The sequence below is a fragment of the Paenibacillus sp. Y301 genome, assembly GCF_059445505.1.
Window position 1 is genome coordinate 210,870 of the sequence record NZ_JCAIUL010000002.1, and the last position, 25,796, is coordinate 236,665.

The window sequence follows — 25,796 nt, forward strand, 5'->3', positions numbered from 1 at the left end:
ACTTCGAGTTTATCAGGTGTAGTGATTATTATGGATCTCATCCAGTAAAGGTGCGGAATATCAAATATATATTTAAAGCTATAATAATGACAGTCACAGACCAAGCTAATATCTGCACCCATAGTGGATTGACAAAGACCCCCATGATTTTCTTATCACTGGTGAACTTAACTAGCGGAACAATTGCAAAGGGAAGTTGTAGTGATAAAATGACCTGGCTAAGAATCAGTAGTTTTTCAATACCTTGTTCGCCAGCAACGGCTGTTACGATGACAGCTGGAATGATAGCTATCAATCGAGTAATTAACCGTCGCAACCATTGAGGAAGGCGGATATTAAGGAATCCTTCCATCACAATCTGTCCAGCAAGTGTTCCTGTAAGTGTAGAGTTCTGTCCGGAAGCCAAAAGTGCGACTCCGAATAGAATACTAGCTAGCGTTGTCCCTACAAGAGGTGTTAAGAGATGATATGCATCGCTGATCTGAGCGACTTCAGTCATTCCTGCTTTATGAAATGTAGCTGCAGCAACGATTAATATGGCTGAATTAATAAATAAAGCTAATGTTAAAGCAATCGTAGAATCCCAAGTTGCAAAATGAATCGCTTCTCGTTTCCCTTTTAGCGTATTCTCATATTGACGAGTCTGTACAATGGAAGAATGCAAATATAAATTATGCGGCATCACAGTTGCGCCAAGGATAGCAATCGCAATATATAGCTTTTGAGGATTCTGAATAATGTCAGGATCCGGTATAAATCCTTTAAATACACTTCCTACATTGGGATGGGAGAGCCACAGATCGATGGCAAAACAGCCACCAATAGTAACAATCAATACAACTACTAATATCTCTAGAGCTCGAAATCCTTTCTTTTGAAGGAGTAATACAAGTAGTACATCCACTGCCGTTATAAGAACCCCATACATAATAGGTATTCCGAACAGTAAATTAAGCGCGATAGCTGAACCAATAACTTCTGCTAAATCACATGCTGCAATAGCTAGCTCGCACAGAAACCACAGACCAATACTGACAGGACGACTATAATTATTGCGACATGCTTGGGCTAAGTCATGTCCCGTGACAATACCAAGCTTACTTGAGAGAGATTGGAGTAGAACAGCCATTAAGTTAGATACCAAGATAACGGATAAGAGCGTATAACCGAATTGAGAACCTCCTGCAATATCTGTTGCCCAATTCCCTGGATCCATATATCCTACTGCCACTAAATAGCCAGGCCCAGCAAAAGCCATAAATTTCTTAATCCATGATCCGGTCATGGGCACCTTCATGGAATGGTTTACTTCTGATAAAGAGGTTCTTCTGTTAACTCTCGAACCGTCATCTGTAGTAAATGTACGATCTGAACCCTTCATATGAATCACATCCTGTAAATTTTGTCATAATAAAGTTGCCTTATATAATACTTATTGTACTCCTGCAATTTTGTTTGTCTAGGGAAACTTAGTGCTGCTTGTCTTGTTTAATTTTATGAAATAAGGTTACTATTTCTCCTTTTAGCCGGAGTAGTGGTATAATAAAATTGACATCAAGTTGAAAATTCATTAAAATGTCTAAGTACTTGTTGGATAAGCCATCTTTGGATTAACAAATTTAATATAATGGGTGATACTGATGTCTTACAGACCGATAATTTCGAACGTGGAAGAAGCCAGCAATAATGAGAAAGATGGATTGTATGAATTCATCATCTATTTGGCAGACGGAACAGAGTGCCGCACGTTTTATAACCGTTATCCTGAATGGAAAATGACCACCATCAGCAGATTGCTCAAAACACCTTGTCCTATATGTCGCAAAGATTTCATTTGCAAATGTATGGAGAACTTTAAAGGTGCAATACAGGAGCAGGTCGATGAACATCAATGGCTTGAGAAAGCTATTGCTAAGTAGATGTAGAATTGAGAAAAGCGTGGGAACTTATCCTTCGCTTTTTTCTTTATGAATTTTCAAACTTTCCGTATGTCATGTTATGATGATTGTGTGTCATAAATAAATAATAGTAGGAGGAGTTAGGAATGGAAGAACACAATGGGAAACCAATTGCGAAAATCACTCCAACAGGTAGTCCTTCTCCCCTTGTACTTATTGATGGTGTTTGTCTGATGTGTCAAGGGGCTACGAAGTTTATTATTCAACGCGATCTTGCAAAAAGGTTCTTTTTTGCTTCTTTACAGTCAGAGATGGGGAAGAAAGTGTTGGGAAAGGGTGGTCTACCTACAGATTCTATGAATACGATCGTCTTGGTTGAAAACGATATGTATTTTACGAAATCTACGGCGGTCTTACGTATTGCCAGACACTTAAAATTTCCATGGTCGCTTATATATAGTTTTATTATTGTGCCCAGATTTATGAGAGATCCTGTATACCAATTTATAGCTAAACATCGCTATCGCTGGTTCGGGAAATCCGATCAATGTATGATACCGTCGCCAAAGGACAGGGAAAGATTCTTAGACTAAATGGAGGAGATTCAACTTCGTGAATAATATTTGGTTAGTTATTATAGGGGTCGTTGTTGTCGTTATATTAATCTTATTATTTAAAATGCTAAGAACTCCGAAGACAACGGTCAACGGTCATGTCATTGAATTCGCGCAGGTGAAGAAAAAGAAACAAAATCAGAAGATGCAAAAGTGTACATATTGCAAGAAAATGGATAAGTTAATTTTCTATGCAAGTGAAGAGGGAACTGTAGTAGGTGTATGTAAGGAATGTAAACCAAAAGCCATTGCAAGAGATATGTTACCTTTATAATGTGTGAATTAGAAATGATAATCATAAATAGAAATTACTTATGAATGTTCTGTATGTTAATTTCATACTTGCTGGCTGGAATAAACTGTGATATTCTATCAGTAAATTAATGGATCATAAACGGAAGCACCGTTTAACAACCGCGTAATTGCGGCTGTTGAACGGTGCTTTTTGGTGTTTCATTGTTAAAGGAGGAGACTTATGATTCCTGCTAGAGTAGTGCTGGTAGTGCTGGCTGTTCAGGAGAACGAATATATTGAGCCATTACTCTGCTACGTCCACAGTAGTGAGTTCGGTGAGAAGATCAGAGTTGTTGCTTTTACTGAAGCGGATAAATTTCTGCAGTACATGAACGGAAATGAGAGACCGGATGTTGTAGTAGCAGAAGCTATATTTCTTAAGCCTTGGTTGAACCAAGGTGATCAGTCCCTAACTTGGATCGTCTTAGACGAAGTGGGACAGAGTTCACTACAAGGTCCTGTTCTTGTGAAATATCAACCACTTCCTCAATTGCTCCAAGCTATTCTAGATTTATCAGTAAGTCCAATGGGGCGATCAGCCACGATAACCTCAGGTGAGACGGCTATGATTGGCTTGTTATCTGCTGTAGGGGGAAGTGGAAAGACAACAACCGCATTAAATATGGCCAAGCAATTAGGTGCTTGTGGGCTGTCTGTGTTCTATCTTAATTTGGAGACGATGAATAGCAGTGCTGTGTTTCCTAGGCAGATGCGAAGTAGAGAAAGTGGGCCTGACCTTTCACGTTTATTATACGAGTTGAAGGCTGCACAAGAATTGAAAGATTACTCATCTATTTCTATTTCAACTTATGCAGTTTCTCATGAAGGCATTAAAGCGGATATGTTTGCACCACTGAATAATCTTAAGGAATGGATTCAGATGACTAAGCATGATACTTGTCAACTGATGAAATGTATTGCAGATGGCGGTCAATATGATGTCATTATTGCGGATACAGATACGGGTGCAGGAGAACGTTGTGAAGCAGTTATGGAGACTTGTGGGAGTCTAGTATGGCTACTTCTTGATGATGTAATCAGTATGTACAAGACCGAACAATGGCTTTCTTTTATGGAGAAAAGTAACCCCAGTATATTCAGTGATATGTTGTTAAAGAGCAGATTTATCTTGAATCGTTATGTTGGAAGTCTTGCGAATAAACTACCAGTCCATATACAGAATATTGACGGTGTACTCCCCTATATTCCTTCATGGAAACAGGTAAGCCATGAAGATATTCTATTGAGCTCACCCATTTTTCAAAGAGATATTCTGAATCTATGCAAAGATTTATTGGGAGATCTCTTACCTGATGGTGTCGGGGGACAATTACGTGGATGAGGACCTGTTCAAAGTTATTCGAAATAGTGTTCGATCGGGCCTAGATGTGACATCGGCGGTAGATGATGCTGAATTAATGAAGGTTATCGAGAGGACCGTATTGGATCGAGGGGAGTTGGAGGATTTAACAGCACTTGAGAAACGTACACTCATCCGCCGTATTTATGACTCTTTTCGCGGATTGGATGTCTTGCAGCCCTTAGTAGATAATCCATCGATAACGGAAATTATGATCAATAGCCATCAAGATATATTTATTGAGCAAGAAGGTGAGGTGAAACGTCTCACTCAACAATTTGAATCGCAGAATCGCTTAGAAGATATTATTCAGACCATCGTAGCGGGAGTGAATCGTGTAGTTAATGAGTCATCTCCTATTGTTGACGCGAGATTGAAGGATGGCTCGCGTGTCAATATTGTCCTTCCCCCTATCGCTCTGAAGGGACCGACAATGACGATCCGGAAATTTCCGGAGTCTCCCATGACGATGAATGATTTAGTAAGACGTGGCGCATTGAGTGAAGAGACGGCTATGTTTCTCCAGAAGTTAGTGATAGGCAAATATAATATTTTTATCAGTGGTGGAACAGGATCGGGGAAGACAACTTTTCTTAATGCGCTATCACAGTTCATACCTGTAGACGAGCGCGTGATTACGATAGAAGATTCGGCTGAGCTACAGATTGTAACCGTTCCGAATCTAGTCTCGTTGGAGACGAGAAATGCCAATACGGAGGGAAGGGGAGAAGTTACGATTCGTGATCTCATTCGGTCATCTTTACGGATGCGGCCGAATCGGATTGTAGTCGGAGAAGTTCGCGGTAGTGAGGCTTTAGACATGCTACAAGCGATGAACACCGGGCATGATGGCAGCCTCTCTACTGGTCATGCTAACAGTACGAAGGATATGATCAGTCGCCTTGAAACGATGGTACTTAGTGGTGCTAATCTTCCTATTCTCGTTGTTCGCCAACAAATCAGCTCCGCTATCAATATTCTAGTTCATTTATCTAGGTTACGTGATCGCTCAAGACGAGTTACGGAAATTAGTGAGGTGCTGGGCATGGAGAACGGAGAAGTACAAGTGAGTCCACTCTTTCAATTCCGGGAGAGAGGAGAGGAAGATGGGCGAATCGTTGGACAATTGGAGTCCTGCGGTCATGCCATGGAACATGTGGAGAAGCTGAGGATGGCGGGCCTTGAAGATGTTCTAGTGATTGAGGGTGAGGAGGTGAAGCTTGAGTGACGGTAATGTCTAAGGTAAAGAGAGTGAGAAACAATCAGAAAAGGGGAGCAGAAGCAGGTGAAGGAACGAATCAGACAGATCGGATACGACATGTTCTGCCTGACTACACCGTCTATGATCTCAGTACCCTTGAACGAGTAACCAGTATTGCTGTCGGTGGATTTCTTTTTTATGGGGTAGGATATTTATTTTATCACCAATGGATGGTGTCTCTTCTTATATCCTGTACTGCTTGGTTTGTTCCTGGGTTCTGGAGACAACATATGTTGAACCGCCGTCGTTCTGCCATGAATCTGCACTTTAAACAAGCTCTTTTCTCGCTATCATCTTCATTGTCAGCAGGACGATCTGTAGAGAATGGATTTAGAGAAGCTGTTCAGGATTTACGAATGCTGGATCCGGAAGCCGAGAACGATCTAATTACCGAGTTGAATATCATTTGTGCGCGTTTAGAATACGGTGAGCCTATTGAAGAAGCATTACAAGACTTTAGCAGACGAGCGGTTATGGAAGATATCACGAATTTCGCTGATGTATTCACGACTTGTAAGAGAACGGGTGGAGATTTAGTAGAGGTGGTGCGCCGAACATCTACTATTATTGGTGAGAAATTAGATATTCAGCAGGAGATTACGGTTATGATTGCGCAGAAAAAATTCGAATCCAAGGCTATTCTTGCAGCGCCGGTCCTCATGATATTATTCATGAATCTATCGTCACCCGATTATATGACACCGATGTATAGCGGTATTGGAGTGATCATCTCAACGTTCTCACTGGCAGTATTAGGGGCATGTGCGATCTGGATTAGCAAGATCATGAATATCAAATTGTAGGAGGGTGATGGCTATGATTATCCTGTGCATCGTGATGCTGGTTCTGCTAGTAGGAGGTTGGGTGGTGCTGAACTGGCATAAAGATGAGAAGTACCGGAAACTTAGCAAGTTACCTATGGAAGGTATACGGTTTAACAAAATGGTACCCCCGATGTTAATTATTCTGGATAAGTCAAAGATAACCACAAGATTTCCATTCTTCTTCTATAAAGTACAACGTTCCATTCAGAAAATTCACGGCATGAGATACAGTGGCGAGATGACACTCCTCTATTTAGGAGAAATGATGTGTTACAGCTGGCTACTTCTATGTTTGGGATGTGTGCTTTCGATAGGAATGGGTGAAAAGACAGGATTATTATTAGGTGGTGCTTTAGCAGTAGTTTTGCCGGTAGTACTTGTGAGAGACCTTCATAAAAAGGTTCAAGCTCGTGATCAAGAAATACTGATGGAACTTCCTGAGCTACTAAATAAAATAGTTCTACTAGTAGGTGCTGGGGAGACGGTACAAAAGGCGATCATTCATTGTGTTGGACGAAAGAAAGAGGAACAGGATCATCCCCTGTATAGAGAATTGAATCGTATGATTGGGGATTGGGATAGCGGCTACTCATTTCAGCAGGCATTTGAGAGTTTCAGTAAGCGTTGTGCATTACAAGAAGTATCGATCTTTACAACGACGGTTCTCCTGAATTTCAGGCGTGGAGGCAATGATTTTGTATTGTCCTTGCGTGATCTATCGCGAACGTTATGGGAAAGTCGCAAAATGATTACTCGTACTCGTGGTGAGCAAGCATCTTCCAAGCTGGTATTTCCGATGGTCGTTATTTTTATGGTAGTTGTTGTTCTGGTCGGTGCGCCCGCAATGATGATGATGAATATGTAGGAGGAGTGATGACATGGTAACGATGGTATGGGGAAAAGTAAAGGGATTTTGGCAGGAGGAAGAAGGGCTTGGGATGCTTGAAATGATTCTGATTATCGCTGCAATTATTGTGATAGCTGTGATCTTTAAGAATCAACTTAAAAGCATTGTCTCAAATTTATTAAACAAAGTAGGTACGAAAAGCGAAGACTTTATTGATGCGAATTAAACTTAAAGGTAACGAGGGGAGCTTCACGCTTGAGGCTTCCCTCGTTATGCCTATTGTGCTGATGGTGACGATTATTCTCATGTTCTTCTGTATGTATATCTATCAACAATCAATATTACAACAAGTGGCATCAGCTGCAACTGAGAGATCCGCTTATAACTGGGATAACAGTCATAAAGAAGCGTCTAATGGAGGCTTTCAACAAGGGCAGTATGATTCGTTGTATTGGCGACTTACCGATGATCAGATGCTGAATGCTATGTTTGGCTGGGCAGGTGCTAAGAACAAGCAATCCATTTCTTTACCTGGAAGTGATAGTTCTGGAGCACTTCCAGCTATTAAATTATCGAAAATAAGTAAGCTAGTAACAGGGAATATGCAGGGTGAGGTCACGTATCAGAACACATTATTGCAACGTAAAGTGAGTACTGAATTAGAACAATTGATTCATTTACCTTCCATAACGCAGATACTCTCTGGGGGATCTAAGTTAGAGGCAAACGCACAATCGGTCATTGTTGAACCTGTTGAATTTATACGAACGGTTGATTTCATGCGATATTATGCTGCTAAATTCAAAGGATCAGGCGGAATTGCTACAAATAAGGACGATGCTGCTGAAGTATTGAATAAGTACGGATCAAAGAAGAAGTAGAGGATTAGGGTTTCAGAGTTAACGCTAATCGATATGCCAGTATCACAAGTTAAATTAGATAGGGAAAGGGGGGAATTCAATATGTTCGGTAAGTGGCATACGGATCAGAGGGGCTCGGTGTCTATTTTTCTCATACTGATCTTAGCTATTGTATTTACTTTTGTCGCTTTATTCATTGATTATGCGAGAATTGCTGCAATGAAGGTTCAGAGTGAGCGTCTAGTTCGGTCCGCAGTTCGCTCTGTGATGTCTGCCTATGAACCAGAATTACAGCAAGAATACGGTTTATTTGCTTATGGAGAGAGTGACGGAGATCAGATTATGTCGGGGGTTCTGAATGGCAGTATGGATCATGGTGATCGGGGAGATGCCTTTTCAATACTTCCACTAGAATTAGATACGTCCTCTTTACATATGGAGCGGATGCTTGGGGAATATGACATATTTAATCACCAGATTGGTGAAGAAATGAAATACAAGGCTCCCATTGATTTCACGTTAGAAATAGTAAACAAGTTTAAACCATTGTCTCAATCGATGAAAGAAGCATCTAACACTGTGGATGTGTTGAAAAAACTTCAGAAGTTATATGACAAAAGGGAAGATGCCTTAGATGAGATGATCGTAAAGCAAAAAAAGGCGGTAAAGAGTACAGAACAGCTATCTAGTCTAATTATGAGTCAGTCTTCTACATACATTTCTAATCAATCATTGGGTGGTGGTGTCCATTCTGGAGAGGATATAGCAGCTCAGTATGATGATTATGTTAATAAGGTGGATGAGCTAGAACGATTAATTGCGGAAAGACAAAGTAATAGCAATTCAGGTAAAAGTGTAAACGACGATAACGAAGAAAATGATGATGACAATGATGACAATGATGACAATGATGATAACGACGACAATGACGATTTAATTGACTCATACGCAGCAATGATTCATGAATATCGTCAGGGATCTTCTGGTGTAATAACTAATGTTTCTAGAATTCAGAATTCTTCGCGTGTAGATCATCAAATCCTGTTGCCCCAAGCACTAGAGTCGTGGGAAGAAGCTTATCAGATGAATGAACAAATGAAACAAGTCATTAGAGAGTCAGAGAATCGTGCTCAGAACGAAGGGTACGATCAAGTATCTCGTGAGAAGACTCCAGGAAGTGCAAAGGAATTAAGTAATGAGGATTCAGAAACTATTAAACAGATTAGAGGACAGACTGAGAAATTACTACTACCGGAAGTATTTCTACAAGATTTAAAGAATGAAATCGAGATTCAGACAAACCAATATGGATCTTTGGATAAGCAAATCACATCCTTTACTTCGGTGATGGGAGGAACTTCAAGCAGCCAGATGAAGTCTATCGCTATTCAGACACGTGAACAAGCAGATACCTACTTACGGAAATATTCTATTTCAGGTTCAGGGAACATCCTTGATGAAGAAAAGAGGGAATTGGAGGAGAACCGCTCTTCGGATCAGGAGCGTAAGGCGACGGAGAAGAAATCGAAAGCGAAGTTAAAGGACGCTGCTAATGTACTAAATAAAATAAATGAATTAGAAGACAAGGCCAAAGGCCATATGGAGGAATATCGTACGTTGCAACAATATTACGATGAAAGTATATCCTTCAATAGACAAACGGCCGGCGATTCTTATAAGGGAGCTCCATTGGATAATGATCCTTATGATGCTGGTGCATCAGCTATGGATAACATGGATGGGTTGTTTGGTTCAATGGGTGGGATGATGTCTGGATTACAAGATGAATTCTACCAGAATGAATATGCGGCACTCTATTTTCAACACTTTGATATTTCTCAATTAGGAAGCATAGTCAGTCAACCTGATAGTTCAGTAGGGGATGATGTAGTAGAACAGCTTAGTGTTCATAATCAAGAGTTGGAGTACATTCTGTATGGATTTCATAATCCGGTTGGTAACGTATCAGCCGCATATGCAGAAATATTTGGTACGAGACTGGCGATACGCACGATGGAGGGGTTAGTGAAGAGTAGCAAATTGGGAAATCCCTTGTTAATTCTAGCTGCTTCCTTGCTCTACGGAATTGAGTTGGCAATAGCGGACATGATTCAATTGTGTGTGAAAGGATCCGTAGAGTTGTCAGCATACTTAAAGGTGCAGATGACTTACCGCGATTATCTGAGGGTATTTCTATTTATTCATAGTAATAATGAGAATAAAATGTCACGCATGCTCTCACTTATTCGCTTCAATACGGGAATTAATCCCGCAGAGAGGGCGACATACTCCTCAGGAGAGGTTCGGATTGGAATGCAGGTATGGTTCCTTCCAGGAATCTTAAAGATGTTCGGTTCGAGTGAAGATAAAGTGGAAGGAAGCCGTTATTATGCTATCAAAAAAGCGGATTTTTCCTATTAGGAGAAGGAACAAAGAACAAGGAAGCATGGTTCTTGAAGCTGCGTTAGTGTTTCCCTTCTTTATCTTTTTCGTTATTTTCCTCATTTATATGATTCAGATGACATTGATCTCAACGGCCCTTCAAAGTACCGTATCCGATGCGGTCAAGATGGTCTCATCTTATATGTATCCCATTTCCTTAGTAGTGGAGCAAGGAAATCCTTCGTCAGAGGAGAGCCAAGACTCTAAGTTAACGGGGAATTGGGTCATACCTAAATTGTCTGTGACGGATTGGGCATCCCAGTATAGTAGTTCACTTCCAGCTCCATTCAATCAATGGATGATGGATGCTGTAGCAATGGGAGATGAGCCATTACAGAAAATAAAGAATGCTGCATCCGAAGCCGTGCTTGATCCTGTGGTTAGACCTTTGCTTAAGCCCTTCATACAGAGTGAATTCTTAAGCGTTGATCGTATTCATGTGTCTAATATTTATCTTCCTGATATGAAGACTAGAAGCAATCCATATTTCGGCATTGAGGTTAGTTATGAACTGCCCATGAAAGTCCCATTCATCAATAAAAAAATCGTAATACAAGCGAAAGCGCAAGAACGTCTGTGGATTGGAGATACATCTGAATCCGTAAAAGATGGTACAGATGGAGATGATACTTCAACATCTATTGAAGTCCTAGAGAAGCCTGATCCGGCCATTGTCGGGAAGAAAGCCAGGGTAAAGGTGAAGGTAGCTCCTCATGCTACGGCACAATTATCTGTATTTTATAAAACTGGTCAGAGTACAGCAAAGTATCTGGGATGGAGTCAGGCGGATGGAGATGGTTATATTGAATGGGAATGGTTCGTCGGTACGAATACAACACCGGGTACATGGCCATTTATTATAACGACAGAGGATGGACAACGAGTTGAAGTCATGTTTACCGTCGTTGATCTGAGATAATTCATCATAAGGACAGGAGGAAGAAGAGGAATGGAGATTGCTTTTGCAGGATGTGGATTACTCGTGGCTACTGCTTTCATTACAGATATTAAATCAATGAAAATTCCAAACGTGTTGACCATTCCAGCCATGTTGTGCGGCATACTATTCCACTTCATCGATGCTGGTTGGAGTGGGTTAATGTTCACTGGGAAAGGACTGGGAGTCGGATTTGGCATCCTGTTAGTGATGTATTGGTTAGGAGCTGTTGGAGCGGGTGATGTGAAACTATTCGGCGGCATTGGTGCTTGGACAGGAACATTGTTCACGATTCAGACCTTATTGTATTCAATAATATTTGCAGGGCTCATTGGAATTGCCATACTCTTATGGCGTAGAGAGACACTTGTACGTCTCCGAAAGGTATTCCATGTCATTGTAGGCTTATTTATTCTTAAGGATACTGCCCTGTTGAGTAAGATGAACAAGGAGCAGATTCGGTTTCCATTTATGCTGGCAGTTGTTCCTGGTATCCTATGTGCTTTTCTATATAGACTGTAATTAAGTCTATCTAAATACATTACCCTAATAGAATGAGGTGAGTATGTTGTTTGGGTTAAGTCGTGATTTCATTCAAAACGGTGGCAATTATATGGTTCTGAGCAGTCCGGAGGGCATTCCTTCATCTGAATTAAGTAGAGTTCAGACCAATATGATCTCTGCAGCCAAAGTGCCACATCTGTTGCCTCTTCATATGAAGGAAGTAAATTTCAAAGTAAGTCTCCAATATGAAATTACCAATAAAAAAATGCTTACCCATTTACTTAAAAGCGATAAATTAACGTTGAATGAGTACTACGGCCTATTATTGCAAATTGTAAGTACTTTAGAAGATAGTAAATTATATATGTTAGATCCAGAGCAATACATACTTCAAGAAGATTATATATTTATCGAGGGGCCCTTCCATATGGGGGCAGTATATCTGACTTATATACCCATTCCATCTGTGAAGAATGCAGAGGCTACTCACGCTTCTCTACAGCAGTTAATAACAAGACTTATGGCATCTGTATCTGAATTGCAAGGTAATGGTATTCAATCATTGCTTCATTATGTGAGTGTAGTTGAAGAATTTACATGGACTGGATTAAAAGGTCTGCTCTTAAACTTAATCTCAGAGGTAGGGCAGCATGCTTCATATCAGTCTACACTCATAAATAACGATCTGTCTGAATTCCATCCTTCTAGTGCACCAAGCCATCAGTCTAATATCATCCTTCAAGGATCCTCGCATGCGCCAGATCATGATCACAAACGAAGGGCATCTGCTGCTCCGAAGGATATGGTTCACCGTGCGCCATTCGTATCAAGAGGAGAACAAGAACTCGTTCGAAAGGTTCCTGCAATGCCCCCAGTAATATCTCCAATAGATATAGAGCAATCTTGGAGAAATAATGATCATATGAAGAATGGAGGATCGGATGATATCGATCAAGAACAGGAAGAACATGAAACTTCCTCAATGACTACCTATATAGCACTTGGGTGTTTGGTAACATGTGCTATTATATGGCGGTTTCTCTATATGACTCATCAAGGGACAGGCATGCTAGTTGTTTGCATTCTTATCACCGCTCTCTTGGGAGCTATTGCATGGTTGGGTTGGAAGGGTAAACTCCGGATTCTTGGGAGGAGAGAGCAGATCTTATCCGAGTCGGTTCCCTTGTTTGATCCATATTCTGAAGAACTGGAAGATTATCGTCCAGCTCGTAAGGTGGGTTCTTCATTTCAAGTAGAACGATTAACGGGATTCTTCGGAGGGGAAGGAAAGGATCGAGAACCAGAGCCTTCACGTACTAAATGGGAGTTCCCAGATCACCCAACATCAGAACACAATCAAGCGGGCACGGGCACGGGCACGGGCACGGTCTCGAGTTCGAGATTTATATCGGGATTAAGTGGGGAACTGATTTCAAGTTCGACCATGACCGCTGCTGCAACTGAAAATAATGAAGATGATAGGGGTGACTACTATGCCCAGCTAGGACAAAGAACGGAAATGTTGTCTTCTCCTAGGGCCAATGCTACAGTCCTACTGAAACCAGATCATCATTCTTCTGCGGATAGAAAGAGTCCATCTCAATCATCATATCCCTATCTAGAACGAAGAGAAATAGGACAGAGTGGGTTACTCCGTGAAGAGTCATCCTATGGTGAAGTATTGCCCACACCCATTGTATTAAATCTTCCTCATTTCATTATTGGAAGGGCTGCTGATGTTGCCCAGTTTGTAGAGGTTACATCAGGAACATCCAGAGCCCATGTGGAGATCTCGAAGGGGAATGAAGGGTATGTTCTTAAAGATTTGGGATCTAAGAATGGTACCTTATTGAATAAGGAGCCTATGATTGCATACAAAGAGTATCCTCTTCGTGATGGGGATATATTTACAATCATTAAGGGTGAGTATACGTATCATTTGAGATCCTGAATAGCTCCCTGGATTTCAGGATATCTGAATACAAATCCGTGCTGAAGTGCTTTACTTGGGATGACACGTTGCCCTTCTAACAGAATAAGTGATAACTCACCCACGATTCCCTTTAAGAGAAAGCTAGGAATGGGGAACCAATAGTGGCGATGGTGTATAGCAGCAACGGCTCTACCGAATTGGTCGTTCGTGACAGGATCTGGTGCAGATGCATTAACAGCTCCTTCGATATTAGGGTTGAGGATGCAGAATTCAATTAGCCTCACCATATCCAAGATGTGAATCCAAGACATCCATTGCTGGCCACTACCAATTCTCCCACCTACGCCGAGTTTGAAGGGAAGCCGCATCATTGGGTAGGCGCCACCATCGTTTCCAAGAACAACACTAATCCGTAACTTGACTAGCCGTACTCCAACAATAAGATCTGCGGTCTCTTCCCATTGTTGTACAACCCCTGAGGGAAAGTCCATAACATGTGTTGGTGAAGTCTCTTCAAATGTTTCTTCTAGTGAAGTACCGTAGATTGCAACGGCTGATGCCTGAATGACGACAGCCGGTTTAGTGTTTAAACGGGAGATTAATTTATTGACTGCCGAGACCGTGGTTAGTCGAGATTCAATAATGCGCTGTTTGGCTGGATTCGTCCACTTCTGACTCAGAGATGCTCCTGCCAAGTTAATCAGTGCATCTAAGTTCTCAAGTATCTCGGGGTCTTGGTTTATTTGATTCCAAGTGATGTATTCTAGTTGTTTGTTTGTCACTGTAGTATGAGAGGGGACCTGTCGAGTAATGATGATGATATGATGTCCTTGTGTTATCCAATGCTTAATTAATGATTGTCCAATAAAGCCGGTTCCTCCACAAATAGCAATCTTCATGAACATGAACTCCTTTGGTTTAATGTATCTTTTATACACAAAGACCACACAATTGAAATGAATCAGAAATGAATCATTTCAATTGTGTGGTCTTATTGGCGAAGTGACTTGTTGATATCATGATTATCTGTTCAGGAGATGCTCATACTTCTTGTAATCAATCTGATTCTTCGTTAAAAATTTCATGAGAAATTTATTGTCTCGCTTAGGTGTTGCAACTATGTATCCTTGAATGCAATGATCTTGCGTAACCTCGGTAGCGTCACTCTCAATAGCTATCTTACCAATCTCAGCTGCGATGGAATGTTTGGCTATATCTCGAAATGCCGTGGGTACGGGACTAACTAACATGTCTAGAAAAGCCTTGGATTCGTCGTTCCACATCGGACGGCTTTGCTCCACCCAATAATTCTGCCAATCCAATTTGGACTTTCCATCTGCTTTGGGAAGTACCTTCAGAAACTTACGCAACATGAAGAATCCACCGATACACATGGCTCCCAACATTACGACTGTCCAGAAGGCAATGGAGTTCATAAACCACCTGTTAGGTGTACTGGTTAATAACAAACTGACCACAAGTGTGGTGTACATATATGATCACCTCAATGAAATTAATCACTATTTTAATCATTAGTTTGAAAAATATAAGAAGTTTACGTTTTTATGATTATAACCCATTTCTAGATTTTTTTCGATATTCAAGTTAATATAAAGGTTATTCGTGATAAAGGGGGATTCAGCATGTTGAAAATTGGTTCCCATGTATCTTTTTCGGACAAGGGTCTATTGAGTGCAGCTAAAGAAGCAAATACCTATGGAGCTAGTTCGTTTATGGTATATACGGGTGCACCACAAAATACACGCCGTAAACCGATCGATTCTATGTTTCTTGAAGAAGGTAAGGAGCTTATGCAGAAGAACAGTGTCGAAGAGATTGTTGTTCATGCACCTTACATTGTTAATTTAGGATCGTACAAGGCCAATACGTATGAGCTGGCAATTAACTTCCTACAGGAAGAAATTCGTCGTACTCACGCAATTGGTGTGAAGAATATTGTATTACATCCGGGAGCATATACAGATATGGATGCCGATTACGGGATCCAACGTATTGCAGATGGGTTAAACGATGTGTTAGAAGGCACGAATGAGACAGATGTTCATATTGCTTTGGAGACCATGGCTGGTAAAGGGACGGAAATTGGACGCAGCTTCGAGGAGTTAGCTCGAATTATTGATAAAGTAAAATATAATGAACGTTTAACGATATGTATGGATACCTGTCATATTCATGATGCAGGATACGATATTGTCGGTGATTTAGACGGTGTACTTGATGAATTTGACAGAATCATTGGGATATCCCGATTGGGTGTCATCCATTTAAATGATAGTAAGAATCCACGCGGGGCAGGCAAGGATCGCCATACGCCTGTGGGTAGCGGGTTTATTGGCTTTGATACGATTAACCGCATAGTACATCATGAACGGTTACAAGGGTTACCTTTTATTCTGGAGACACCTTGGATTGGTAAAGATGTGAAGAAACAACGGCCAATGTATGAAATTGAAATCGCTATGTTACGTGGGAATGTGACTGAACGTTTTGGAATTGAATTTTTAAGTCAAGTAGAGAAACTTCATGCGTTCTTCGCAGCACAAGATCTGAATCCTCGTGAATTTGTATTAGATATTTGGAACTTGTTGAAGACAGATGCGAAGGCCAAAAAGGCGGATCCACGTGAACCGTTAGAACGTTTATATGACATGGTTCTTCAAGCAGATCTGTTTCCTGATCTAACTGAAGAAGCAATTAATCAGCGGATCATCGCATGCTTAGCAGGTAAGGATATTCTGAGCTAGTCTACAGATATAACAGATGTGAAATTGAAGGGGAAAAGAGGTTAGTCATTCACATGGAAGTACACACAAAAAGCGCTGCTTTGTCAGAGAATCCACATAAACAACGTGCTAGAATGCTTATTTCATGTCCTGATGGACCAGGAATTGTAGCTGCCGTCTCTCATTTCTTGCATCAACATGGAGCGAATATTGTTCAATCGGATCAGTACACGATGGATCCTTCGGGTGGGATGTTCTTCATGCGAATTGAATTCGACTTGGCTGATCTGGAACAGAGGTTACCAGAATTGGAAGAGCAATTCCAAGAGGTTGCCTCAAAGTTCGAGATGGATTGGCAAATTCATAATGTGAATCGGAAGAAGAAGATCGCGATCTTTGTATCTAAAGAGGATCATTGCTTAGTTGAACTTCTATGGCAATGGCAAGCCGGAGATCTAGATGGGGAAATTGCGATGGTCATTAGTAATCATCCAGATATGAAAGAATACGTTGAATCTTTCGGAATTACCTATCATCTGATTCCCGTTACCGCAGATACGAAGAAGGAAGCGGAGTTACGTCAACTAGAAGTGATTGGGGATGATATAGATGTGATCATTCTTGCTCGCTACATGCAGATTATCTCACCTACCTTTATTCAACACTATCGTAATCGTATTATTAATATTCACCACTCGTTCCTTCCTGCTTTTGTAGGAGGTAAACCCTATTCTCAAGCCTACCAACGTGGTGTCAAAATCATCGGAGCTACTGCGCATTATGTGACAGAAGAACTTGATGGAGGTCCAATCATCGAGCAGGATGTACAGCGTGTTAGTCATCGGGATGATGTTAGAGAATTGAAAAGAATTGGTCGAACCATAGAGCGTGTAGTTCTAGCGAGAGCTGTGAAATGGCATATAGAAGATCGGATTTTGGTCCATGAGAATAAAACCGTTGTATTTAATTAATTAATAAGAAACCTTGTTAACTGAGATCCCGACCCATTGGTGCGGGATTTTTTGTGTTACCATACACATATACCATATTTATGTATTTCACCGCTAAACGTTTCTTCACCGCTAAAGGACGGCGAGCCGTTTATGATTGTTTGGTGAAATTCATTTTTGGAAAAGTGTAAACTATTTGATCTCTCATCACGTCAATAAGTAGAGATATATTGTTAAGAGAGGGGAATGTAGATTTTGTCTGTAAATAATAGGTACATAAAAATGTTGATTCTGCCCTTATTAGGGTTGTCGTTGCTCCTGCAGGCATGGATTGTTGTTCCAAATGATGTGTATGCGGATGGGCCGTCCATCACTTTAAAAACGGAGATTGGTTACAATGGGAAAATGAAGGCAAGCAAGTGGAATCCACTTAAGATCACGTTAACAAGTGATACTGACATTTCTGGAGATATTGTTCTTCAGAACAGTGATAATTACATGAGTGCTGCATCTTACGTACAGCATGTAGAACTACCTAAAGACACACCTAAAGAAGTGGTTATGGGCATTCCAGGAATGATGTATACCAAGGATAATAATCAGATTAGGTTCTATAAAGATTCTGTCGAGGATGGGAAAATCATACCTTTTGCATCAGACAATTCCTATATAGTGGGTAATCCTGCGAGTGGTACCATCATAGGTGTATTGTCTGACGATCCAGATACTATGAATTTCATGAATGTGCTCCGTAGTGATGGGTATGATCTCAATATCGTTCCGATGAAGGCGTCTGAAATTTCAGAGGATCCGATGTTACTGGATGGGTTGGATATACTAGTCATTAATCGCTTCTCATCGGATACGCTTAGTAAGTCACAGATTAGTGGAATATCGGGTTGGGTAAAGTCTGGAGGCACAATGGTTCTTGCCGGTGGGGCTGGATATCCTAAGACAGCGGCTGCATTTGCAGATATAGTACCTGTTCAATATGAGGGTACCTTTTCCGTATCTTCACTTCCAGAAATCGTTGCACTTGGGGGTAAACCACTTAACTTAGAGGGAAATCTCACATTATCAAATGCAATACCATTAGAGGAGAGTCAAGTCTTATATCGTGCTGACGATAAGCCTTTGTTCGTATCTCGTCAGATCGAGCAAGGTGACGTCCTATATGCAGCTTATGACCTAGCGATGACACCCATTGCATCTTGGAATGGACATCCTAAAGTATGGGCTAATCTTCTGAAAAGTGATCTTCCACTAAACAACCAGTATGGCATGTCACCAGAGAACCAATTAAATAATCTTGGATATATTCTTAATTATTTTCCTTCTCTCAAAATGCCTGGTTTTAGTGGATTAGTATGGATGTTATTGATCTATGTTGTAATTGTCGCGCCCATATTGTATTGGATACTGCGAAAAGTAGATAAGCGAGAATGGGCTTGGTGGATCATTCCACTAATAGCAATCATAGCGAGTGGAACAGTCTACACCGTAGGGTCCGCAGATAAGACGAAAGAGCTGGCTCATACGTTGAACATTCTTGAATTAAATGGAAAAGGTAGTTCCACAACGACAAGTGCAACGGCATTTTTCACCCCAAGTAGTGGGGATTATACACTTGAGTTTCCCAAAAATACGCACATCAGATTGCAACGAGATAGCGGGTTGGGGACTAGCTCTGCGAATAATAGCTTTATAGAAGTGAGTAATGAAAAAACAAAGGTAGATCTTTTAAATATGCCACAGTGGTCTCTTGCCAAAATGTGGGCAGAGCAAAGTGACAATCGCCAGGTCGGGCAAGTAAAGGTTTCTTTATCACTAAATGACCAAGGTACCGTCGAAGGAGAGGTCATTAACGAAACAACGAGTGATCTGACGAAAGTGGTATTGGTGGTGGGAGCGAAAGTATATGAACTTGGAGATTTAAGTAAGAACGAGAAGAGTAACATTCTTAAATCAACGAACGGAAAGAATCTTAATTTAATGGGAGGGGGACTCGGAACTCTTCTATTTCCGTATTCGAACAACAACGGCGATAATTTTAATCGTGAACGAGAGTTGTTATCGAATTATGTACCGTATACCTCTTGGTATGCGCAAGGTTCGTACATTATTGCTTGGAGCAAGGATCCTATTTTAACATACACGCATGATGGGATAACCATTTCCAGCAATCAATTGAACTTATGGACACAGCCTGTGACGATTGATCTGATTCATAGTGGTACGGTCAACATTCCGTTTGGTTATATTAGTCCGAACATGACACAAGTGAATGCGGGTTCGTGGAACCAAGATCCTAATGGGATGATCAACATGTCTCAGGGGGTAGCTTCATTTGAATACGAATTACCTCATTTTGATAGCGATGCAGTGTATGAAGAACTCACTTTAAAAGGAACGAACGTTAATCAGAATACAGAATTCAAAATATGGAATGAGAAAAAATTGGATTGGGAAGTTGTCGTGTGGAAAAGTGGGGGTTATACCATTAATACAGATGTTGAACATTATTTAATGAATGGTAAGATGTTGCGATTGACTGTATCAGCCAAAGATCAGACGTCATTTACTCTGCCGGAATTAAGACTGAAAGGCAAGGTGAAACCATGATTGAAATCACAAATCTTAGTAAACGTTACGGTAATTTCGATGCATTAAAAGATATTAATCTCACCATTTCCAAAGGAACGGTATTTGGTTTTGTAGGTCCAAATGGTGCTGGGAAATCCACTACCATGTCAATTCTAGCAACGTTGATGTTACCAAGTTCAGGAACTGCCAAGGTGGATGGGTATGAAGTCACAGAACACCCTAAGGAAGTCCGAAAAAGAATAGGGTATATGCCAGACTTTTTTGGAGTATATGATCAATTAAAGACGACGGAATATCTACATTTCTATGGAGCTAGTTATAATATTCCACGCCAAGAACGCGAGAAACTTATTCCACAATTACTTGATTTGGTAAATTTGAGTGATAAGAGTGATAGCTACGTAGATAGCCTCTCAAGAGGGATGAAGCAACGTCTTTGTCTGGCTAGATGTCTAGTACATGATCCTGAAGTGTTGATACTGGATGAACCCGCATCAGGTCTAGATCCACGCGCGCGAATTGAGATGAGAGAGATATTGAAAGAATTGAAGTTAATGGGCAAAACGATTATTATCTCCTCACATATCTTGCCGGAACTTGCAGAAATGGTAGATGAAATTGGTGTCATTGAGCATGGTATGATGGTGGCTCAAGGAAAAGTATCAGATATTCAGAATCGTATGCGTGTAAAGAAAATATTGCATATCCGTACCCTAGAAAGACAAGAAGAGTTAGCTGTATTTCTTCGTGATGAAGCCTATGTAAGTGGAGTACTTAGTGATAATACCGGTGTTCACGTTCATTTCAGTGGAGGGGAAGAAGAACAATCTCGCTTACTTCAGCAGATCATTTCTTTAGAATTTCCAGTCCTTTCGTTCCATGAAGCTCAAACCAACTTAGAAGATGTATTCCTAGAGATTACAAAAGGGGGAATGGGACAATGAACTGGAGTAGGAAATGGATAAATCCCGTACTTGATAAAGAATTTAGACTTCGGATGCGGACGCCGCGTTCGATGGTATCTGTCATGCTATATGTGCTAGCTTTGGGATTCATAGCGATGGGCTTCATCTATGTGACAATGTACTTAAATAACAATAACGGTGGCACGCAACAATTTAACTCAGGTATGAGTCAGATGATGTTTTATGTTCTGAGTTTCTCCCAATTGTTAATGATTGCTTTCATGGCACCTGCACTCACAGCAGGAGTAATCAGTAGTGAACGCGAGAAACAAACGTTGAGTATGCTCCTTACAACTCAGCAAAGTTCAACGACGATTATTCTAAGTAAGTTATTATCCTCATTAAGTTTTATGGCTTTGATCGTCATTGCAACCTTACCTGTATATAGCATCGTATTCTTATATGGTGGAATTTCACCAAGTCAATTAATATCCTTATTCTTGTTCTATTTATTCATGATGTTGTTACTGGGTTCGCTTGGCATTATGTTCTCAACGCTGTTTAAAAGAACCATGATATCTATCATCGTTACGTATGGTGTAGGCATTTTTATTTTCCTGATAACAGGCCTTCTCTACTTATTCCTCTTAAGTATGTGGCAACAAGCATATAGGGGATCAGTAACACCACCAGCTTATTCATGGGTTGGGTTCATATTAGGCTTAAACCCCGCGGGAGCCATGTTAAGTATATTCCAGCCTGAGATATCAAAGTCGGCATTCTTTATGAACGGAGCGGCTATGAACACCGAAGCTCCTATACAACTGTGGGTAGAGTTTGTTCTTGTATATACGGTTGTTATCATTGGCTCTCTATGGATTAGTATCCGTTCTATTCGACCTGTTCGAAGACGCAAGAAGCATACGGACGACGAGCTGGTACAACCTGAAGGTGAAATGGTCAAACTCAATGACGATTAACAGAAGAGCAACATCATGGTTCAAAAAAGGAGGGCGATGATGAGTGGATCAGAATAAAGAGATGAACTTAAGTATGGATAGGGTTCAACGTTCTGTCATCATGACTCGCAGGCGACTCCAGTTATTTCGCATGATGTCCTATGGAGGTTATGGTTGTGCATGTGGTTTAGCTGTGGGGATTATCCTATTCATCGCAGCTAGACTGTGGCCCATCGAGGGCGTGCGATATTGGGCAATGAGTGTGTTCGGATACAGTGTGTTGGTTGGATTCATCTGGGGCTGGCTCCATCGTGTAACCCTAAAGGAATCTGCGATCATCATGGATGGTTCCATAGAAGGAACTGAGCGAAGCGATATGATGGTAACGGCATTAGCATTTGAGAACCTAGATAATGTTACCGTTTCTTGGCAAAGAGAACAGGCAGCACAATACGGACAACGATTTGCTACAAATATGAAGCAACGACTTCCACGTCCAAAAAGAAGGAAGTTATGGATGACTTGCGCTTCGATGTGTATTATCGTTCTGATCCTTGCCGTATTTCCGAATCCGCAAGATAAGGTATTGGCTGAAGCCAAGCAACAGCAGGATTGGGTTAAGAGTCAGGAAGACCAGGTTTCTGAACTCTCTCAGAAGCTTAAGACTGCCAAACTTACCTCTATTACTAAACAACCTCTTCAAGAGCAGATAGATAAGCTTCAAAAGGAATTAAATGATGTGAAGGATCCTAAGAAGGCGTTGGATCAGTTAGAAAAAGGCATGAAGTCTATGGAGAAATTAGCGAAGCAACAGGAATTGAAAAAGAAATCGTTATCTGAGATGGCTGAGAAAATGAAACAAGTGTCACAGTTATCTTCTCTTGCTAAAAGCTTACAGAATAATAATCAAGATGAGCTTAAGAAAGCAATGAGTGATCTGAAGAAGGAGATGCAGAAATTATCTCCCGAGCAGAAAGAAAAGTTACGAGAGTCTCTTAAGAAATTAGATGAAGACACGCCTACGAACTCTAATAATAAGAAGATGAAAGATGCATTGAAGAAATTGGAGCAAGCGTTAGAGAAGGGCGACGCAGCTGAGCAAGAACAAGCATTACAACAGCTGGCAGAAGAATTAGCTAAAGCCATTGAAGCGAAATCAGCCTCCACGGAACAGTCGGATGCTGCTTCAGCTCTTAGTGCTACATTAGCCCAACAAGGTCTCGGACTGGCCGATCAAATGGCGGCCGCTGGCTTGGCCTATTCCGATACTTGGAGTAGTGGGGGAAGTGCAGAAGCGCTTGCTCAGGCGGGTGCAACAGGTGATCCGAATGCAGGTGAGCCAAGTGATGGACCGGTGGGTTCTACAGGAGAAGGTAGCACTCCTGGTTCAGGGGGAGGTCAAGGTAGCGGATCTGGATCCGGTCAAGGAAGTGGCTCAGGTCAAGGTGGGGGAGCAGGTTCAGGTGGTAATGGATCTGGTGGTACCGGAAGTGGCGCGGGTCTAGGAACAGGAAGTCGTGAGCTCGTAACCACACCACGTTCACTGGAAGGCAAAGGCGGATTGCAAAGTGACGGTGGTCCTATTCAAGGTGGAGGTGGAACCGTTCAGAAGGGTGGAACTTCCCCTACCATAGATGGTGCTAGTCGCCCGTATGAAGAAGTATATGAAGAGTATGCAGATGAAGCGAAGAAATCAATCGATAGAAATGAGTTACCTCAGCAAATGCAAGGGTTGGTAGAAGAATATTTCATATCGATTAATCCTAATCCTTAGTGCAAGAAGTAACGCTAGAAAACTTTTAGATTATGCTTCCGATGCAAGTTTTTTTGATGATAGATATGAAAGTAGCACATATAAAAAAACTTTTAGGAGGACAGAAAAAATATGCCTGAAATAAAGATACAGCCAGAAGCTTGGAAAGAAACGATATCTCGTGTAAGGGAGCAGATTGGCGAGGTTATTGTGGGTCAGCAAGAGGTCGTTGAGCAGATGCTGTGGTGCATTTTTGCAGGTGGGCATGCTTTGTTGGAAGGGATACCTGGACTTGGTAAAACGATGTTAGTTCGTACGATTGCGGATAGTTTGGATTTATCTTTTTCACGGATTCAATTTACGCCAGATTTAATGCCAAGTGATATTACGGGTACTCAAGTTCTTTCCTTTGGAAATCAAGGGGTGACGGGGATGACTTTTCAGAGTGGGCCGATCTTCAGTAGTATCGTGCTTGCTGATGAGATCAATCGTGCTACACCTAAGACTCAAAGTGCTCTATTAGAAGCAATGCAAGAACATACCGTGACCATTGGGAATGATACGCATCAATTGCCCCAGCCTTTTTTCGTATTGGCAACACAGAATCCTTTGGAGAATGAGGGAACGTATCCATTGCCAGAAGCACAGCTAGATCGCTTTCAACTTAAGATTCTGGTCCCATATCCTAATGCAGAAGAATTAAAAGAAATTGTTCGCAGAACGACTTCATCGCACCAAACGGTCGTAAGTAAACAAGCAACGGCGTCAGAACTTATGGAGATTCAACGGGGGTCACGTGAAGTATTAGTCGCAGAAGAAGTGCTGGATTATGCAGTTCGATTAATGATGATGACTCATCCTGAAGAAGCCTCTGCACCAGAGAGTGTTCGGAAGTATGTAAGGTTTGGATCGGGGCCGCGGGGAATACAATCAATCATCTCAACAGGGAAGGTACGTGCGGTATGCCAAGGCAGAATGCATCTCTCTACAGGTGATATTCATGCGGTAGCTATCCCTGCGTTACGACATCGTATTTTTATGAATTTCGAAGGACAAGCCAGAGGTATTACGACGGATCAACTTATTCAGGTAATCATAGATACTCTAGGAGGTACGGCATGAATGGGCAATATTTACTCCCATCCGCTCTCCTTCCTCGTCTAGAGAGATTAAGTCTAGGTGCGGGTAGGAGAGTAGCAGGTACACTTCAAGGTAAACGACGTTCACGTCGGTTAGGTTCATCCCTTGAATTTGCCGATTATCGTCCATATACGGCTGGAGATGATATCCGTCGATTCGACTGGGGGGTATATTCTCGTACAGGTAAGCCATTTATAAGACAGTTTATGGATGAGCAGGAACTGATGGTAAGCGTGTATATTGACTGTTCAGCTTCGATGGATTTTGGTGCCCGTAAAATGAAGGGGAACTCAGAAGGAAACGGCGAGATCCCAAGTAAACTACAGTATGCTAAGCAGTTAGCAGCAAGTATTGGTTATATCGCTCTTTGCTCTTATGAGCGTGTACAGGCAACTTGCTATAGTCGTTCGGTAGACTCCCGTCTACCCGTATTAAGAGGACGTGGTGCTATCCATCGATTGTTTCAATTCTTAGAGGAGACACCAGTGGGTGGAGAAGGGAGTCTAGCTGCATGTCTTGGGGAGCCAGGGGCAATTCCTCGATTACCAGGAATGACTTGGATTTTTTCGGATTTCTGGCTACGTGATGGAGAAGAGGAAATCGGAAATGCTTTGTCCCGTCTTGCGGGTGCGGGTCAAGAGGTGGTGCTGGTGCACGTCTTGTCACAAGAGGAGATGGATCCATCGTATAGTGGAGATTTAAGGCTTGTTGATAGTGAGATTGGGACGGGTAAAGATGTCGCTTTGACAGGAAAGATATTACAGGCATATCGTTCAGAATGGGATAAATATCGGAACAACCTATCGAGTTACGCAGCAGAACGAGGGATTTCATATGTTCTTATTCCCAATGATATGCCCTTGCAACAAGCTGTGTTTGAAGTACTAGCGGAGTCGGGATTAGTGATGACATAAAAGAAGCAAAACTAAGTGTGCGCTTACGAAGCTAGCTATGCTAGCTATGCTAC

General features: G+C 41.4%; 24 protein-coding genes. 21 read left to right on the top strand and 3 right to left on the bottom strand.

Annotated elements, in window-relative coordinates:
- Nucleotides 1-37 precede the first annotated feature (37 nt).
- A complete protein-coding gene (locus AC1D69_RS04475) occupies nucleotides 38-1,381 on the bottom strand; it encodes an Nramp family divalent metal transporter (RefSeq protein WP_495454948.1) in 1,344 nt (447 codons plus the stop codon).
- Nucleotides 1,382-1,640: 259 nt separating this feature from the next.
- On the opposite strand from AC1D69_RS04475, the gene AC1D69_RS04480 reads away from it, so the two are divergent.
- The 13 genes from AC1D69_RS04480 (at nucleotide 1,641) to AC1D69_RS04540 (ending at nucleotide 13,792) form a co-directional block, all read left to right on the top strand.
- On the top strand, nucleotides 1,641-1,919 hold the full coding sequence (locus AC1D69_RS04480) for a hypothetical protein (RefSeq protein WP_495454949.1): 279 nt from the start codon (nucleotides 1,641-1,643) through the stop codon (nucleotides 1,917-1,919).
- Between the two features lie 125 nt (nucleotides 1,920-2,044).
- On the top strand, nucleotides 2,045-2,491 hold the full coding sequence (locus AC1D69_RS04485) for a thiol-disulfide oxidoreductase DCC family protein (protein WP_495454950.1): 447 nt from the start codon (nucleotides 2,045-2,047) through the stop codon (nucleotides 2,489-2,491).
- Nucleotides 2,492-2,510: 19 nt separating this feature from the next.
- Complete coding sequence (locus AC1D69_RS04490; protein WP_495454951.1) at nucleotides 2,511-2,786, top strand: hypothetical protein; 276 nt, start codon at nucleotides 2,511-2,513, stop codon at nucleotides 2,784-2,786.
- A 201-nt stretch (nucleotides 2,787-2,987) separates the two neighbouring features.
- Nucleotides 2,988-4,148, top strand: coding sequence for a nucleotide-binding protein (locus AC1D69_RS04495; protein WP_495454952.1), 1,161 nt, complete (start codon nucleotides 2,988-2,990; stop codon nucleotides 4,146-4,148).
- Nucleotides 4,141-5,394, top strand: a complete 1,254-nt coding sequence (locus AC1D69_RS04500) for a TadA family conjugal transfer-associated ATPase (protein WP_495454953.1) — start codon at nucleotides 4,141-4,143, stop codon at nucleotides 5,392-5,394. The genes AC1D69_RS04495 and AC1D69_RS04500 overlap by 8 nt, the downstream gene beginning before the upstream one ends.
- A 5-nt stretch (nucleotides 5,395-5,399) precedes the next feature.
- A complete protein-coding gene (locus tag AC1D69_RS04505) occupies nucleotides 5,400-6,230 on the top strand; it encodes a type II secretion system F family protein (protein WP_495455291.1) in 831 nt (276 codons plus the stop codon).
- Nucleotides 6,231-6,243: 13 nt separating this feature from the next.
- Nucleotides 6,244-7,116 (top strand): type II secretion system F family protein, encoded by an 873-nt coding sequence (locus AC1D69_RS04510; RefSeq protein WP_495454954.1) that lies wholly within the window; start codon nucleotides 6,244-6,246, stop codon nucleotides 7,114-7,116.
- A gap of 13 nt (nucleotides 7,117-7,129) precedes the next feature.
- Nucleotides 7,130-7,324, top strand: a complete 195-nt coding sequence (locus AC1D69_RS04515) for a Flp1 family type IVb pilin (protein WP_495454955.1) — start codon at nucleotides 7,130-7,132, stop codon at nucleotides 7,322-7,324.
- Nucleotides 7,314-7,979, top strand: coding sequence for a TadE family protein (locus AC1D69_RS04520; RefSeq protein ID WP_495454956.1), 666 nt, complete (start codon nucleotides 7,314-7,316; stop codon nucleotides 7,977-7,979). The genes AC1D69_RS04515 and AC1D69_RS04520 overlap by 11 nt, the downstream gene beginning before the upstream one ends.
- 81 nt (nucleotides 7,980-8,060) lie before the next feature.
- The gene (locus AC1D69_RS04525; protein ID WP_495454957.1) at nucleotides 8,061-10,379 is read left to right on the top strand and encodes a TadE/TadG family type IV pilus assembly protein; all 2,319 of its coding nucleotides are present in this window, start codon (nucleotides 8,061-8,063) and stop codon (nucleotides 10,377-10,379) included.
- Nucleotides 10,348-11,319 carry a pilus assembly protein gene (locus AC1D69_RS04530; RefSeq protein ID WP_495454958.1) on the top strand — a complete coding sequence of 324 codons (972 nt, stop codon included), beginning with the start codon at nucleotides 10,348-10,350 and terminating at the stop codon, nucleotides 11,317-11,319. The genes AC1D69_RS04525 and AC1D69_RS04530 overlap by 32 nt, the downstream gene beginning before the upstream one ends.
- A gap of 30 nt (nucleotides 11,320-11,349) precedes the next feature.
- A complete protein-coding gene (locus AC1D69_RS04535; RefSeq protein ID WP_495454959.1) occupies nucleotides 11,350-11,859 on the top strand; it encodes an A24 family peptidase in 510 nt (169 codons plus the stop codon).
- Between the two features lie 43 nt (nucleotides 11,860-11,902).
- Nucleotides 11,903-13,792, top strand: a complete 1,890-nt coding sequence (locus AC1D69_RS04540) for a DUF6382 domain-containing protein (protein ID WP_495454960.1) — start codon at nucleotides 11,903-11,905, stop codon at nucleotides 13,790-13,792.
- Here the strand turns inward: AC1D69_RS04540 and AC1D69_RS04545 are convergent.
- Together AC1D69_RS04545 and AC1D69_RS04550 are read right to left on the bottom strand one after the other, a co-directional pair.
- Entirely contained in the window at nucleotides 13,777-14,673 is an 897-nt protein-coding gene (locus AC1D69_RS04545; RefSeq protein WP_495454961.1) for a TIGR01777 family oxidoreductase, read from the bottom strand. The genes AC1D69_RS04540 and AC1D69_RS04545 overlap by 16 nt on opposite strands.
- Before the next feature lie 123 nt (nucleotides 14,674-14,796).
- Nucleotides 14,797-15,267, bottom strand: a complete 471-nt coding sequence (locus AC1D69_RS04550; RefSeq protein WP_495454962.1) for a DUF2621 domain-containing protein — start codon at nucleotides 15,265-15,267, stop codon at nucleotides 14,797-14,799.
- A gap of 150 nt (nucleotides 15,268-15,417) precedes the next feature.
- Between AC1D69_RS04550 and AC1D69_RS04555 the strand changes: the two genes are divergently transcribed.
- The 8 genes from AC1D69_RS04555 (at nucleotide 15,418) to AC1D69_RS04590 (ending at nucleotide 25,743) form a co-directional block, all read left to right on the top strand.
- Nucleotides 15,418-16,539, top strand: coding sequence for a deoxyribonuclease IV (locus tag AC1D69_RS04555; RefSeq protein WP_495454963.1), 1,122 nt, complete (start codon nucleotides 15,418-15,420; stop codon nucleotides 16,537-16,539).
- A gap of 53 nt (nucleotides 16,540-16,592) precedes the next feature.
- Nucleotides 16,593-17,489 (top strand): formyltetrahydrofolate deformylase, encoded by an 897-nt coding sequence (gene purU / locus AC1D69_RS04560; RefSeq protein WP_495454964.1) that lies wholly within the window; start codon nucleotides 16,593-16,595, stop codon nucleotides 17,487-17,489.
- 234 nt (nucleotides 17,490-17,723) lie between these two features.
- Entirely contained in the window at nucleotides 17,724-20,090 is a 2,367-nt protein-coding gene (locus AC1D69_RS04565) for a DUF8725 domain-containing protein (protein WP_495454965.1), read from the top strand.
- Entirely contained in the window at nucleotides 20,087-21,016 is a 930-nt protein-coding gene (locus AC1D69_RS04570) for an ABC transporter ATP-binding protein (RefSeq protein ID WP_495454966.1), read from the top strand. Before AC1D69_RS04565 ends, AC1D69_RS04570 begins: the two co-directional genes overlap by 4 nt.
- On the top strand, nucleotides 21,013-21,957 hold the full coding sequence (locus AC1D69_RS04575; RefSeq protein WP_495454967.1) for an ABC transporter permease: 945 nt from the start codon (nucleotides 21,013-21,015) through the stop codon (nucleotides 21,955-21,957). Before AC1D69_RS04570 ends, AC1D69_RS04575 begins: the two co-directional genes overlap by 4 nt.
- A 43-nt stretch (nucleotides 21,958-22,000) precedes the next feature.
- On the top strand, nucleotides 22,001-23,710 hold the full coding sequence (locus AC1D69_RS04580) for a DUF8809 domain-containing protein (RefSeq protein ID WP_495454968.1): 1,710 nt from the start codon (nucleotides 22,001-22,003) through the stop codon (nucleotides 23,708-23,710).
- A 111-nt stretch (nucleotides 23,711-23,821) separates the two neighbouring features.
- Nucleotides 23,822-24,811 carry an AAA family ATPase gene (locus AC1D69_RS04585; RefSeq protein WP_495454969.1) on the top strand — a complete coding sequence of 330 codons (990 nt, stop codon included), beginning with the start codon at nucleotides 23,822-23,824 and terminating at the stop codon, nucleotides 24,809-24,811.
- Nucleotides 24,808-25,743 carry a DUF58 domain-containing protein gene (locus tag AC1D69_RS04590; RefSeq protein ID WP_495454970.1) on the top strand — a complete coding sequence of 312 codons (936 nt, stop codon included), beginning with the start codon at nucleotides 24,808-24,810 and terminating at the stop codon, nucleotides 25,741-25,743. The genes AC1D69_RS04585 and AC1D69_RS04590 overlap by 4 nt, the downstream gene beginning before the upstream one ends.
- The last annotated feature ends 53 nt before the right edge of the window (nucleotides 25,744-25,796 follow it).

Bases quoted from the DNA above. Each gene is read 5' to 3' on its own strand.
- AC1D69_RS04545 (WP_495454961.1), bottom strand. From the start codon at position 14,673: ATGAAGATTGCTATTTGTGGAGGAACCGGCTTTATTGGACAATCATTA.
- AC1D69_RS04520 (WP_495454956.1), top strand. From the start codon at position 7,314: ATGCGAATTAAACTTAAAGGTAACGAGGGGAGCTTCACGCTTGAGGCT.
- AC1D69_RS04590 (WP_495454970.1), top strand. From the start codon at position 24,808: ATGAATGGGCAATATTTACTCCCATCCGCTCTCCTTCCTCGTCTAGAG.
- AC1D69_RS04570 (WP_495454966.1), top strand. From the start codon at position 20,087: ATGATTGAAATCACAAATCTTAGTAAACGTTACGGTAATTTCGATGCA.
- AC1D69_RS04495 (WP_495454952.1), top strand. From the start codon at position 2,988: ATGATTCCTGCTAGAGTAGTGCTGGTAGTGCTGGCTGTTCAGGAGAAC.
- AC1D69_RS04575 (WP_495454967.1), top strand. From the start codon at position 21,013: ATGAACTGGAGTAGGAAATGGATAAATCCCGTACTTGATAAAGAATTT.
- AC1D69_RS04480 (WP_495454949.1), top strand. From the start codon at position 1,641: ATGTCTTACAGACCGATAATTTCGAACGTGGAAGAAGCCAGCAATAAT.
- AC1D69_RS04510 (WP_495454954.1), top strand. From the start codon at position 6,244: ATGATTATCCTGTGCATCGTGATGCTGGTTCTGCTAGTAGGAGGTTGG.
- AC1D69_RS04585 (WP_495454969.1), top strand. From the start codon at position 23,822: ATGCCTGAAATAAAGATACAGCCAGAAGCTTGGAAAGAAACGATATCT.
- AC1D69_RS04485 (WP_495454950.1), top strand. From the start codon at position 2,045: ATGGAAGAACACAATGGGAAACCAATTGCGAAAATCACTCCAACAGGT.
- AC1D69_RS04475 (WP_495454948.1), bottom strand. From the start codon at position 1,381: ATGAAGGGTTCAGATCGTACATTTACTACAGATGACGGTTCGAGAGTT.
- purU (WP_495454964.1), top strand. From the start codon at position 16,593: ATGGAAGTACACACAAAAAGCGCTGCTTTGTCAGAGAATCCACATAAA.
- AC1D69_RS04555 (WP_495454963.1), top strand. From the start codon at position 15,418: ATGTTGAAAATTGGTTCCCATGTATCTTTTTCGGACAAGGGTCTATTG.
- AC1D69_RS04505 (WP_495455291.1), top strand. From the start codon at position 5,400: ATGTCTAAGGTAAAGAGAGTGAGAAACAATCAGAAAAGGGGAGCAGAA.
- AC1D69_RS04535 (WP_495454959.1), top strand. From the start codon at position 11,350: ATGGAGATTGCTTTTGCAGGATGTGGATTACTCGTGGCTACTGCTTTC.
- AC1D69_RS04540 (WP_495454960.1), top strand. From the start codon at position 11,903: ATGTTGTTTGGGTTAAGTCGTGATTTCATTCAAAACGGTGGCAATTAT.
- AC1D69_RS04525 (WP_495454957.1), top strand. From the start codon at position 8,061: ATGTTCGGTAAGTGGCATACGGATCAGAGGGGCTCGGTGTCTATTTTT.
- AC1D69_RS04530 (WP_495454958.1), top strand. From the start codon at position 10,348: ATGCTATCAAAAAAGCGGATTTTTCCTATTAGGAGAAGGAACAAAGAA.
- AC1D69_RS04515 (WP_495454955.1), top strand. From the start codon at position 7,130: ATGGTAACGATGGTATGGGGAAAAGTAAAGGGATTTTGGCAGGAGGAA.
- AC1D69_RS04550 (WP_495454962.1), bottom strand. From the start codon at position 15,267: ATGTACACCACACTTGTGGTCAGTTTGTTATTAACCAGTACACCTAAC.